At 70.6% G+C, this 12,277-nt stretch carries 12 protein-coding genes; 8 read left to right on the forward strand and 4 right to left on the reverse strand.

Annotation, left to right across the window (positions count from 1 at the left end; translation table 11 throughout):
• Nucleotides 1-114: 114 nt before the first annotated feature.
• The 4 genes from ACF09K_RS08725 (at nt 115) to ACF09K_RS08740 (ending at nt 4,334) form a co-directional block, all read left to right on the forward strand.
• A complete protein-coding gene (locus ACF09K_RS08725) occupies nt 115-1,401 on the forward strand; it encodes a hypothetical protein (RefSeq protein WP_392241782.1) in 1,287 nt (428 codons plus the stop codon).
• Between the two features lie 357 nt (nt 1,402-1,758).
• On the forward strand, nt 1,759-2,112 hold the full coding sequence (locus ACF09K_RS08730; RefSeq protein WP_242781886.1) for a plasmid mobilization protein: 354 nt from the start codon (nt 1,759-1,761) through the stop codon (nt 2,110-2,112).
• Nucleotides 2,109-3,845, forward strand: a complete 1,737-nt coding sequence (locus ACF09K_RS08735; protein ID WP_392241783.1) for a relaxase/mobilization nuclease domain-containing protein — start codon at nt 2,109-2,111, stop codon at nt 3,843-3,845. The genes ACF09K_RS08730 and ACF09K_RS08735 overlap by 4 nt, the downstream gene beginning before the upstream one ends.
• A 108-nt stretch (nt 3,846-3,953) precedes the next feature.
• Complete coding sequence (locus ACF09K_RS08740) at nt 3,954-4,334, forward strand: hypothetical protein (RefSeq protein ID WP_381078083.1); 381 nt, start codon at nt 3,954-3,956, stop codon at nt 4,332-4,334.
• Between the two features lie 169 nt (nt 4,335-4,503).
• Here ACF09K_RS08740 and ACF09K_RS08745 read toward each other — a convergent pair whose 3' ends face one another.
• Both ACF09K_RS08745 and ACF09K_RS08750 read right to left on the reverse strand, forming a co-directional pair.
• The gene (locus ACF09K_RS08745; RefSeq protein WP_386074719.1) at nt 4,504-5,325 is read right to left on the reverse strand and encodes a DUF317 domain-containing protein; all 822 of its coding nucleotides are present in this window, start codon (nt 5,323-5,325) and stop codon (nt 4,504-4,506) included.
• A 166-nt stretch (nt 5,326-5,491) separates the two neighbouring features.
• Nucleotides 5,492-5,845, reverse strand: coding sequence for a DUF317 domain-containing protein (locus ACF09K_RS08750; RefSeq protein ID WP_381078088.1), 354 nt, complete (start codon nt 5,843-5,845; stop codon nt 5,492-5,494).
• A gap of 193 nt (nt 5,846-6,038) precedes the next feature.
• Here ACF09K_RS08750 and ACF09K_RS08755 point away from each other — a divergent pair, with 193 nt between their 5' ends.
• Complete coding sequence (locus ACF09K_RS08755) at nt 6,039-6,743, forward strand: nucleotidyltransferase domain-containing protein (RefSeq protein ID WP_392241784.1); 705 nt, start codon at nt 6,039-6,041, stop codon at nt 6,741-6,743.
• Between the two features lie 48 nt (nt 6,744-6,791).
• Here ACF09K_RS08755 and ACF09K_RS08760 read toward each other — a convergent pair whose 3' ends face one another.
• Together ACF09K_RS08760 and ACF09K_RS08765 are read right to left on the reverse strand one after the other, a co-directional pair.
• Nucleotides 6,792-7,745, reverse strand: a complete 954-nt coding sequence (locus ACF09K_RS08760) for an FAD-dependent oxidoreductase (RefSeq protein WP_392241785.1) — start codon at nt 7,743-7,745, stop codon at nt 6,792-6,794.
• Nucleotides 7,746-7,755: 10 nt separating this feature from the next.
• Nucleotides 7,756-9,201 carry a carph-isopro domain-containing protein gene (locus tag ACF09K_RS08765; RefSeq protein ID WP_392241786.1) on the reverse strand — a complete coding sequence of 482 codons (1,446 nt, stop codon included), beginning with the start codon at nt 9,199-9,201 and terminating at the stop codon, nt 7,756-7,758.
• A 204-nt stretch (nt 9,202-9,405) separates the two neighbouring features.
• Between ACF09K_RS08765 and ACF09K_RS08770 the strand changes: the two genes are divergently transcribed.
• Genes ACF09K_RS08770 through ACF09K_RS08780 form a run of 3 tightly spaced genes read left to right on the forward strand, consistent with a single transcriptional unit; the run spans nt 9,406 to nt 12,274 of the window.
• A complete protein-coding gene (locus ACF09K_RS08770) occupies nt 9,406-9,924 on the forward strand; it encodes an ATP-binding protein (RefSeq protein ID WP_392241787.1) in 519 nt (172 codons plus the stop codon).
• Between the two features lie 44 nt (nt 9,925-9,968).
• Nucleotides 9,969-11,279 carry a glycosyltransferase family 4 protein gene (locus ACF09K_RS08775; protein WP_392241788.1) on the forward strand — a complete coding sequence of 437 codons (1,311 nt, stop codon included), beginning with the start codon at nt 9,969-9,971 and terminating at the stop codon, nt 11,277-11,279.
• Nucleotides 11,276-12,274, forward strand: coding sequence for a D-2-hydroxyacid dehydrogenase (locus ACF09K_RS08780; RefSeq protein WP_073756874.1), 999 nt, complete (start codon nt 11,276-11,278; stop codon nt 12,272-12,274). The genes ACF09K_RS08775 and ACF09K_RS08780 overlap by 4 nt, the downstream gene beginning before the upstream one ends.
• The last annotated feature ends 3 nt before the right edge of the window (nt 12,275-12,277 follow it).

The following is a 12,277-nucleotide window of genomic DNA, read 5'->3' on the forward strand; positions in this document are numbered from 1 at the left end:
CGCCCTCAATCCTCGACGCCTTGGAGCCCCCTCCTGCCTCCTCTCAGCCCCGTCCCCCTCGCCATACGGATCAGCGGCACGCCGCTCCTCCCTGACTGGGCCACCTCCCCGGTGATGACCGTGGCGCTCCTCATCCCGCCCGTGCTGCTCGGCCTGCTTGCCGGGTGGCTGATCCGCCAGCACCGCCGCCGGCGGCATCACACCAACCGCTGGCGTGGGACCGCCGCGGTGCCGGTCGCGGCCGTGGCCGCGCTCGGCTGTACCGCCTACAGCGCGGACACCAGCTGGCGGTTCGCCGCCGACTACCTCGACATGGGCGGCACCGCCGAGCGCGTCGCGATGTTCGCCGCCGCCGAGCTGGCCCTGTTCGCCACCGCCCTGATGGCCCGGCAGAACCTCAACGGCCCGAAGCAGGCACCCGGCCTGCCCGGCACCCTCACCTGGGTCATCACCACCGTCCAGGTTCTGCCCGCCTACGCCGAGTCCGGGCCGGTCGGTGGCACCGTGCGAGCCTTCGTCGGCCCCGTCATGGCCGCGATGCTGTGGCACCTGGCCATGGGCATCGAGCTGCGCCACCGCGCCCCCGACGCCGCCTCACGCGGCCTGGCCGCCGTCCTCGTCCGCCAGGCCCGCGAACGCCTCCTGGCTCGACTCGGCATCGCCGACCAGGACGCCGATGCCGCCCGCCTCATCCGCGACCGCGCACTGAGCGAAGCCGTCGCCCTCATCCTCCGCGCCGAGTCGATAACCGACCGCCAGCGCGGAAAGCGGCGGCAACGACGCCTGGCAGAGCGCCTGCACGAGGCCCTGGAGCGGGCCGGCGTCGACGGGGACCCGGTCCAGGACGAGCTGCTGCTGCGCAAGCTCGCAACCCGCAAGCAGGCTCTCGGCCTCGCTTCCATCACGCTGCCGCCGCGCTGGCAGATTCCGGCCTCGTCCCCCGCCCGCGAATCCGGGCGCAGCCGCCCGCGCCCCGGCCGCCCGGAAGCACTGCCGCGGGCAGAGGAAACTGCCCGCCCGCACCCGTCAGATCGGGGTGACGACGAGGTCCCTCCGGCTGCCCGCCCACAACCTGCCCGCCCGGAGCCCAGGCTGCCCGCACGGGCAGAAACTGAAGAGAGCCAGGCGCTCACTGGCAACAGCTCGGGCAGCACTTCGGGCAGGCACGAGCGGAAACCGGCTGCCCGGAAGAAGCGCGACGCCGGCAAAGCCCGTGCCTCCGACGAGGTCATCCTCAAGCACGCTCGCCGCATCCATGAGGAGACCGGCAGCGTCGGACGCGACCGGGTTGAGGACGCCCTGCGCGCCGCCGGCTACACCGTCTCCAGCGACGGCGTCGGACGGGTCGTCCGCGAGTTCAAGGCCCAGCTCAAAGCCGCAGCCGGCCATTCACCCCGCTGATCCCCGCCGCACCAGCACTCCCGACCATACCCCGACCCGAAAGGCCCCATGCAGACCCCGCACCACGAAGACCCCATGGCCCCCGAGGAATCCCTGCCGTCCAATCCTGCCCCAAGCGGAGCAAGTTGGTGCAGGAGCATTGCTCCCGTCGGGAGCAATGCTCCTGCCTCTCCCGCGTCGGCAGCGGCGGGAGCGGATCGGCACCGGGAGGCACCGATCCGTCAGGATGCGACCGAGGGCGGGTCGCATCCTGAGAGGGAAAAACAGCGTCCCTGCCCCAGCACCGACTGCGCTCACGCTGCCCCGTCGACGCCCCGTATGCAGCAGCGTGAACGTCTGCGTGATGAGAAGAAGCGTGTGCACCAGCCCAGCTGCCGCATGAACGACGACGAGTACCAACTCCTCCTCCGGGCAGCCGCCGTGTGCCACATGAGCGTGGCCGGGTTCCTTGCCCGCTCGGCTCTCAACGCTGCCCGCGACCTGGAGCGCACCGCCGCGGACATCGCGGGCGAGAAAGAGATGCTGCAGGAGCTGTTCGCGCTGCGGCGGCACCTCGGGCAGATCGGCAACAACCTCAACCAGGTGGCCAAAGCGCTGAACTCCGGAGCCGACGCCCCGCAGGCCGAGGCGGTCCTCGCCGCCGTCCAGCGCGCCGCCAAGCGTGTCGACGCCTTCACCCAGCAGCACCTGGACCACAGGACGGCTGCGTGATCCCGCGCGTCCACGCCAGGGGCACGCGCACCATCGGCCTGCTCCACTACCTGTACGGGCCCGGCACGCATGAGGAGCACGTCGACCCGCACCTGGTGGCCGCCTGGGACGGCCTTGCTCCCGATCCCGGCCGAGACCCCGGCGCCACGTACGGCGATCTCCAACGGCTGCTCGACCAGCCGGTCATGGCCCTGCCCGAGAGCCGGCGGCCCGCCGAGCACGTGTGGCACCTGTCGGTACGCGCCGCCCCCGAAGACCCGATCCTGTCGGACGAGCAGTGGGGCGAGATAGCCCGCAGGATGGTCGCCGCCACCGGTATCGCCCCCGACGGCGACGACGCCGCCTGCCGCTGGGCGGCCGTCCGGCACGCCGACGACCACATCCACATCATCGCCACCATCGTCCGCGAGGACGGCCGCCAGGCCCGCCTCCGCCAGGACGGCAAACGCTCCCAGGCCGAAGCCCGCAAGATCGAGATCGACTACGGGCTGCGCCGCCTCCACACCGGCGACAGCACCGCCGCCCAGCGGCCCACCAGCGCCGAACGCCACAAAGCCCAACGGGAAGGCCGCGAGCGCACCGCGCGGGAGGAGCTGCGGGAGACCGTGCGCCGCGCCGTTGCTGGCACGGCCTCCACGGAGGAGTTCTTCGACCGCCTGGCCGCCGCCGGCCTGCTCATTCGCAAGCGCGTCGCGCCCTCGGGCGACCTGCTCGGCTACAAGGTCGCCCTGCCCGACGACCGCAACGGCGAGAAGGAGCCAGTGTTCTACGCGGGCTCCACCCTCGCCCCCGATCTGTCCCTCCCCCGCATCCGCGACCGCTGGACGCTTCCCGCAGAGCCCGCCACGGCGGACGGCTCCGGGCCGGAGCAGCCCGCCCTGCCGGACGTGACGGGTCCCGCGTTCGCGCAGCGCCGGGCCACCGCCGCTACCTGGCAGGCGTTGTTGATCATCGACCACGGTGACGACGGCGCGGCAGCGGCCCAGATCGCCGCGGCGGGTGAGGTCCTGGACGCGCTGGCCAAGACCTCTGCAGCCCATACCCGTGCTGAGCTGCGCGAGGCAGCGTTCGTGTTCGAGCGGGCCAGCCGCTCCCACGTGAAGGCCGTACGCGGGCACGACCGCGCCCTGCGCCAGGCCGCTCGCGACCTCGTCCACAGCGGGTCCGCCCTGGGCCGAGGGGAAGACGGCGCCACCACCGCCATGCTCATCGACATGGCCTTCTTCCTCGCCATCGCCGCGGCGAACTGGCACGCCCGGAGGAATCACAGCCAGCAGGCCGCCGCGGCCCAGCAGGCAGCCGAACACCTTCGGGTTGCCTACGAAACCGCCGCAGCCCAGCCCATGGCCACCCTCCGACAGCGAGGCCAGCGCCTGACTCCCCGTGTTCGGCAGCGGCAAGCCGAGCTTCTCCAGCAAGTCCTGCCGGATCTGGCCGAACGCATCCGTGCCGAGGCCGGCTGGGCCGCCTTGGCCGCCACCCTCGACGACGTCCGGAAGGCCAGCCATGACCCGGCGGTTTTGCTGAGCGACGCCGCCCGACGACGCGAACTCGATACCGCCGACTCCATCAGCGACGTCCTCGTATGGCGCCTACGCCGCAGCGCCCACCTGCTGGCCCTACCCGCAAGGCCCGACGGAGCGGCCGCCCCAGGCACTCGGCGCACTGCACCCCCGGCGCCCGCCACGCGACCGGCCAACAGCGCCGTAACCGACCCCAGCCGTCGGCGCTGACCAGCGGAAAACGGGCGGAACATAGCCGACGATCGGCGGTTGGGCAAACCGCCGATTCTCCGGATCATTGATGCCCCCACCCACCCCACTCCTGTGAGGAGCACCCGTATGCCCACAAGCCAAGCCCGACCCGAGATCGTCGTCCTGCTCTGCGACGCGGACATCAAGCGCAAGCGTGAAACCAACACGTGGAACCACCTCGACGGGCGCCCGTTCAGCAAGGAGGAACGGGCGCTCGTCCTCAGTGCCACCCGCGTCGAGTTCGAAGAGATACAGGAGCAGTTCAAGCGATACCGGGAGTACCGGCGCACGATGGACGAAGCTCCGGATGCTCTGGAGCGCTTCCTGGCCCCGTTCATGGAGCGGCTCGCCGAGAAGAAGCTTGGCAACGCCGTCGAGCTCATGAACGAGGAGGAGCGAGCCGAACTCGATCACGTCCTCGGGCTCATCGTCGAACCAGTCCGTCCCTTCGCCCCGTACGCCTTCTGAGCCTGGGCCCCCGCGCCGGCGCTTACCCAACGCGCCGGTGAGTGGCTCCCGCGACCGAGCCGGCATCTGACACAGAGGCGTGTGCGTTCCAGGCGATAACCGGTAGCAAGCAGCACGAAGCCGGGCTTCTCCCCGAGGGGAGGCCCGGCTTCCATGCGTTGGATGGCCCTCAGCTGGCTGGAGCGCGCAGGAGCCGGTCGCGTGTGCTCTCCGGCAGCACCCGGCGCAGGACCGGTGCGCTGGAGCTGAGGGAGTCAGCGAAGGCGGCGACGAGGTCGTGCGGCACGCTGCTGCTGAACGACGCGGCCCACAGGTAGCCGCCGCCGAATACCGGCTCGGCCCACGCCTGCCACCCGGCCAGAGCCGCCTCATCCGCCTCAGCCACGAGCGCGAGCGGGTCGCCATCCTGGATGAGGGGCGGCACCTCACCGAGGCGGATGTGGGAGGCGAACGTCGGATCCAGCGCGCCCAACCCGGGCTGGTCGACGTCGCGCAGCCACCCGTGCGCCGTTACCGCGTCGAGGACCAGTTCGGGGCCACCGCACGGCAGGGCGGGCTGATCGCGGGCGTCGAGCGCGGCAAGGAAGCCGGCGAGGATCTCCCCCGGGACATCGGGGGTGAAGTAGGCCGACCACTGGGCGAGCGGGCTGCTCGGGTCCGTACGGGCAGAGACCTGCCAGGCGATCGGCAGGTTCCCCAGGTGGAACGGCTCGTCCGGCAGGACCCACTGCGCCCACCGCAGGGAGTCGGGGCCGATGTGCAGGACGGTGCTGCGCAGGACCTGCCGGTCCTCCGGCGCCTCGTCAGGCTCCTGGCGCCCGCGGACGAGCGTCAAGCTAGTCCAACCCAGGTTGGCGAGCGTGTCGGCGACGGCGTCGTAGAGGCGTCCGTCGTCACCGGCCAGGTGCCGGGGACCGACCCAGTACGCGGACGGGGCGCAGGCTGGAGCGGGTGGATCGATCGGGAAATCGGGATGCAGGTGCGCCTCCAACGGGCTGGGGGGCTGGGGCTTGGTGCCGCCAGCGGTGCGTGCAACTGGATGGACGTGCCGGACTGGCATTCCGGCGACCTCGGGTGGCAGATGCGGGGCTACCCCGTCTCGCCCTCACCAGGCAGACGACAGGTTCCCCCAGGGCGCTGACTCGAGCCTCTGGCTGTCACACCCGCTGGGAGGTCTCCAGCACGCACGCGACTGCCGCAGCGACGACGTCCGCTGGCGTCTCGGTGTCGAAGGACATCTGGTAGCCGCGCACCTTGGCCGTACCAGTGACGGCGATCTTCCACCCCTCACCGTCGGTACCAGGGCGGCCGGACGGAAACCATCCGAGATAGAAGGATCCATCCTTCGAGTTGACGTGTACGTCCGCGCGGTCGTCGACGACCAAGTGGAAGTCGTCGGCGGAGAACTGATCCATCACGAGCGTGGCCTGGCCCGGTCCGAGCAGCCACTCACGCAGCCGCAGGGCCTCGACGCTGGTGGAGAATCCGGGACCCTGGGGTGCCGCAGTCACGAGCGATCACCTCTCTGACCTGGTGTTTTTACAAGAAGGTCGTCCAGGTTCACATGCCCTTGCGGCGCTGACCAGTCATTCGTGGATCTTTGCTGTCTGCCCCCGGCGAACTAAAGACGGAGAGCGCGACACCTCGCGGTCCAGCCGCGGAAAACGGCGTGCGCGCGGTGGGGGCAGTGCTGATAGTTGCCGCATGGATGCGATCGAGGCCGCACGCGCCGTCGTAGATGAACAGCACCCCGAAGCGCGCACCGCGTTCCTGGGCGGCAGCGTCGTGACAGGCCGCCGAACGGCCACGTCGGACCTCGACATCGTGGTCCTGCTCCACGGAGCCCCAGCCCCCTACCGGGCGAGCCTCCAGTACTCCGGCTGGCCGGTGGAGATGTTCGTGCACACCGAGGCGACGTGGCACGCCTATGTCGAGCGGGAGCTGCGCAAGCGCCGGTCACCGCTGCTGTGGATGTGTGCCGACGGGCTGCTGCTCTTCGACACCGATGGACTCGGAGCGCGCCTCGCCGCACAGGCCCGGAAGCTGACCGCCGCCGGACCACCCCCGGTGTCGGCGGAAGAGATCGACGACCGCCGCTACGCGATCACCGACCTGCTGGACGACCTCGCGGGAAGCGACGACCAGAGCGAGCGTCTGTTCATCGCGACCGAACTGGTCCGACGCACCGGTGAGCTGGCGCTGGCCATTGGCGGGTCGTGGGGTGGCGGTGGGAAGTGGCTGGCACGCCGTCTTGAGACGACCGCGCCAGGGCTCAGCACACGCCTCCACCACGGCCTACAGGAGGCACTAGACGGGAGAGCAGAGACCCTCGTGGCCGTCGTGGACGAGGTGCTCGGACAGACCGGTGGCCGGTTGTGGTTCGGCTACAAGCGTGTCGGGGCGCCCTGAGCGATCCCGCGCTGCGGACATCGCAACGTCTGTTCTTCCACATGCAGATCACTTGGCGGAGAGCAACGCCCGAGCCTCCTCGGCGCACCCCCACGACAGCGTGACGCCAGCACCTCCGTGCCCGTAGTTGTGCACGACCACGGTGCCGTCCTCCCCCACCTCTTCCTCCACACGGACCGTGGCGCGGGTCGGTCGAGCGCCGACCCGGTGCTCCAGGACACGGGCCTCGGCGAGGCGGGGCTCGACCTCGGCACAGCGGGCGAGGATGCCGGCAGCCGCCTTGTCGTCGGGGGCCAGATCGCCTTCGCCGTCGATCGCTGTGCCGCCCAGGACCACGGTGTCGCCGTGGGGGTAGAAGCACAGGAGGTCCGGGGAGAGGCCGGTGTCCTCGGAGAAGAACTCGGTCAGCCCGGGGTTGGTGACGACGACGTGCTGACCGCGGATGGGCCGGAGGTCAGGGTCCGGGACCAGGTCGCGTGCCCCGAGGCCCGCGCAGTTGACGATCGCCGAAGCCGGACCGGCGTCCGAGAGCGAAGTCAGCCGTCGCTGCTCGACCACACCTCCGGCGTCGCGGAGTCGGCGCAGGAGGTAGTCGAGGTAGGTGGGCATGTCGATCAGTGGCACGGTGAACTGGTAGCCCGCCGTGAACCCGGCCGGTAGTTCGGCCCGCTCGCACGGTCGGAAACCCGGCAAAGTGGTGGCCCAGTCTGGCGCGGCTTCGGCCGTGCGGGATGCTTCGATGCCACTGGTGAGCCGGACGCCCGTCGCCGGGTCCTGGGCCAGCTCCCGGAAGATCTCCAGGGACCGTTGTCCCCACTGGTCGACCTTGTCCTTCGGTTCGACCAGGTAAGGCCCCCACATCGCCCCGGCCGCCAGCGACGTGACCCCCGGCACCTGCTCGGCGATCACGTGCACCGAAGCCCCGGCCTCGGCGAGAACGACGGCCGTGGTGAGTCCAGCCACCCCAGCCCCGACAACGACAACGCGCTCCCCTGCGGTCATGAACCTGACCCTAACGGCCGGGTTGCGTCGATGGGGCGTGTTGGGCGAGGGCGTTCTCCAGGGCTGGCAGGAAGCCGCGGACGTGAGGGTTGCGCTGTCGGCGACGGAGGTCGGCGGCAAGTTGGTGGAGCAGCGCCGCGCTGCGAGGCGAGCGGACGACATCGAGGCGGTCGGCGGCGATCTGGCCGATCGCGCAGGCTGCCTCCAGGTCTCCGTGCGCGCTGTGTCCCAGGGCCAGCCAGGCTCCCTCGAACATGGCTCGGCGCTGGCTTGGGTCGCCGCGCGGCACGTCGTACGCCCCGGACCTGAGCATCTCGGTCCCCTGGGCTAGGAAGCGACGGCTCTTCTTTCCGCTCTCCGCCTTCTGCTGTGCACGACCCATCTGGATGAGTCCGTAACCAGCCTGGCAGTCCAGGTGGTTGTCGGTGAGGAAGTACATCCAGCGGGGCTCTTCTTGGCGGCCGTCCCGGCTTGCGATCAGTTCACGGGCAGCGCCACGAGTGTGGGCGAAGTCGTTGTCACGGCCGGCGGCGGCGTACGCGTAGGCGAGCCGGGACAGGACGGACGCCCGGACGGCCAGCGGGGCGGCGTCGCTCGCACGGCGGGCGGCCTCACCGAGGGCGATGGCGTCCGCGGGGTGTCCTCGACTCGCCGCCTGGAAGGACAGGTCCCCCAGGATGTGGGCGCACAGGGGAAGATCATTGACCTGATGGGCGGCCCGAAGCGCCGTGACGAAGTAGCGCTGCGCCAGTCCGTGGTCGGCCGCGTCGAAGGCCATCCAGCCGGCCAGCTGGCCGATCTCCGCGAGCGCGCGGATCAGACGGCTCGCGACAGCCGGAGGGTGGCCGCCTTCGCGAATCAGTAGCCCGACAGCCCGGAACTGGGCTCCAACGTAGGGCAGATGACGTGCTCCTCCGTGCTCGTCATCGAGCAACTGGAGCATGGGGAGATGCTGCTCGACCTGGTCCACGAGTGGATCGGTGCCGAGCGACGACGTCATTCGAGGCGTGTACTGGCCGCGTCCCGCGGTGCCGTCGAGGTACTGGGCGACGATCGCGAGGAGTCCCGCGCCCGAGATCGCGAGGAACCGGCGACGGTCGACAAGCCCTCCCATCACCCAGTCCTCCACGATCGCCTCCATGCCCTGCGCGGTCCAAGGCCGCGCAAGATCCGTGTCTGCGGGGACCAGCGCTGACGAGTCGCCCACACGGCCCTGCCACAGTTCGGCCACCGAGACATTCCTACCCAACTCCTGGGTGAGCACGTAGGCGGCCATCATCGGCAACGGCGAGCGCGGCAGGGAGCCGGCGTCCCGCCAGTGGTACGGCGCCGACTCGGCCACCGTCCCCGCGCCGAACACCCGGTTGAGCTTGCGAGCGAGCGCCTTCGGGCTCCACCCGAGTTCGTCGAGGCACCCCGCCAGTACGACGTTGGGCTCGCCTGTCTGCGGCGCCACGTGCGACCACCCTTCGCTCCAGTGGTTCGTCCCATCACTTCGCGAGCCCCATGGTGATGCCCCTGGACGGACGATTCACCAACGCCGCATGGAAGTTGACCGAGTTGACCCACTGATCGGGTCCTGCCTGACCGTCCCCCTCCTGTGTTCTTGGATCCCGGCGGAGGCGCCCGTCTTCCGAGCCGACGGAGAAAGAGGTGGGCCTTGAGACAGCACACGAGCACCTCCCCAGGCCGACCGGGCGATGTGCTGGACCGTGACGCCGGACGACCAACCCCCGGACGCGGACTCGCCACTGGCGACGGCACGACCACCCTGATCACGGATCTGCCGTACGGACCGGAAGCGGCCGAGGTCGCCCGGGGCGCCGTGACGCTGGCGCTGCGTGGTACTGAGACGGACGTACTCGCTGACGCCCGCCTGATCGGGTCGGAGCTCGCGACGAACGCCTTCGTCTCGGGCAGTCCTCCGTTGGTTCTGTGCGTCGACCGCAGGAGTCTGGCCAGCGGCGGCCTGGAGATCGAGATCACCGTCACCGACGGCGGCTGTTCCCGCCCGGCACCCGCGTCTCCTACCGCGCCCGACGAGCAGGCCGAATCAGGGCGGGGACTGGCCATCGTCGATGCCTTGGCCGATGCCTGGTCGCTGACGACTGGCACCAGCGGCTCCCGTGCCTGGTGCCGACTCACCCACAGGCCGTGCTCCTCGTCCGTCGGCGCCTGATGTCCACGCCTGCCCAAACCCGTCCTTCAAGGAGGCACCACACAGTGCGCATCGACCACGCGACTTCCCCACCCTCACGCACGGCTGTGCCGGAGGCCGCTCGTCAGCCCAGGGTCGTCGTCGCTCTCCACGAGGGCTTCTACGGCGCGGAGTCGGGCACCGGCTTCAGCAACCGCGCCTTCCTCACGGCACTGGCCCGGCTCCTGCCGACAGGCCGCCTCTCGGTGATCACCCCGCACGTGCCCGAGACCGCGGGAGCGCACAATCAGCGGTGGGTCGGCGAGGTGCGGCAGATGCTGCGGCAGGCCGCGGCCGAGGTCATCACGATCCCGAAGGTCAACGCGCCGCCGGACTCGGTCCGCGGTTCGGTTCAGCTGTGCGACCTGGCGGGCGAGGCGGCCATGCGCATCTCCGCGCCGGCGAGCCGGTGCCTCATCGTCGGCCTCGACATCCCGTTCCTCGGGCTCGCGCCCTACACGTCGCCGACCACGGACCTGCTGCTCGTGCCGCGCTCCACGACCGCGCTGACGCGGCCCAAGGATGTCTCCCGCGTCCGCTGGGAGCGGGACGCCCTGCGAGCGGCGACGCTCCGAGGTGCGCGTGTCGGGGCTATCTCCTCCCACATGCGAGGCCACCTCGTCGTCAACTACGCCGTCCCTCGGTCGAGCATCGTGAGCATCCCGAACGGGCTGATCCGTGAGGAGATGGTCAGGCCGGCCACGGCTCTGCCGCTGCCTTTCAAGGCCCGTGCCGGATTCCTTCTCGCCATGGGCCGCGCAGTCCCGACGAAAGGTTTCGAAGACCTCCTGGAGGCGTTGCGTCTGCTGAAGGAACGCGGTGTCCCCGTTCCTCACCTGCTGCTGGCTGCCGTGACCTCGGAGGAACACAAGCACCTCTCCTCGTACCAGCAGGACCTAGCGGCAGACATCCGCGCGCACGATCTGGACGCGACTCTGATCACTCGCTTCACCCCCGCGATCCGTGCCTGGCTGCACAGCCCGGCCCTGCGCGCGGTCATCGTTCCCTCTCGCGAGGAACCCTTCGGCCGGATACCCCTGGAGGCGTTCGCAGCCGGTGCGGGCCCGGTGGTCGCGACCACGGCCGGCGGCCTGGCTCAGACCGTCATCGAGGGCGAGACCGGCTTCACGGCCGCACCGCAGGACCCCAGGTCGCTGGCCTCAGCCCTGCACCGGGCCCTGACCGTCCTGCCCCGCGAACGCGATCGACTCCGGAGCGCCGGGGCGGCCCTGGTGCGCTCCCGCCATGACTACGAGGCCAGCGTCGGTTCCGTCATGGACCGCATCGCCCCTTGGGCGCTGGCCCAGTCAGCCACCGCGGAGGGCCGCGCGCTATGAACCAGCCGGTTGTGCTGATCAGCCTGGAGTCCCCGCACTCCTTCTGGCGGCTGTCCTCCGAGCACGAGCGTGCGCTGTCCGCCTCATTCCCCGGCATCGAGTTCCGCAGGGCGACCGAGGAGGCCGTGCCGCACCAGCTGGCCGACGCACACGTCTACTTCGGGTGGCGATTCGTGCCCTCGTGGCTGTTCGCCGCGCCACATCTGAAGTGGATCGCTTCCCCGGCCGCCGGCACGGACCATCTGCCCGTCGCCGAGGCGCACTCCGTCGGCGTGGCCCTGACCCGCTCGTACGGCTTCCACGGCAGGCCCATGGCCGAGCACGCAATGGGCCTGGTCCTGGGCTTCTCTCGCGGGCTGTTCACCAGCCAGCGCGTCCAGCGGAACCGTGCCTGGTGGAAGGACGACCTGGCCGAGGAGTTCTTCGACCTGGCGGGGGCGACGATGACCATCGTCGGCTGCGGCAGCGTCGGACGCCACCTCGCCCAGGCCGCTCGGGCCTTCGGCATGACCGTCATCGGAGTGCGCCGGACACCACCTGCGGCTTCCGAGGGCGGGATCACGTGGGTGCACACGACGGCGGTGCACCAGGCGGTGTCCGTCGCCGACGTCGTGGTGAATCTGCTGCCCGCGACCCCTGCCACGCACCGCTACTTCGACCACGACCTCTTCTCGGCGTGCAAGCCCCGCGCTCTCTTCCTCAACCTCGGCCGCGCGGCAACCGTCGACCAGTCGGCCCTCCTGGCCTCCCTCGACACCGGCCACCTGCGCGGTGCGGCCCTGGACGTGTTCGACCCGAAACCGCTGCCTGCACGCCATCCGCTACGGCTTCACCCCCGGGTCGTACTCACCCCGAAAAGCTCGGTGTTCTGCCGCGCGTACATGGACGGGGCGGTGGCGTTCTTCGCCGACAACCTGCACCGCTACCTCTCGGGCCAGCCCCTCAACGGCCTGGCCGAGGCGCCCGCCACCCGCTCTCCGCTCGTAGGAGGCTGACCA

Origin of the sequence: Streptomyces sp. NPDC014882 (assembly GCF_043081325.1) — a bacterium.
In the GTDB taxonomy this organism is placed as follows: domain Bacteria; phylum Actinomycetota; class Actinomycetes; order Streptomycetales; family Streptomycetaceae; genus Streptomyces.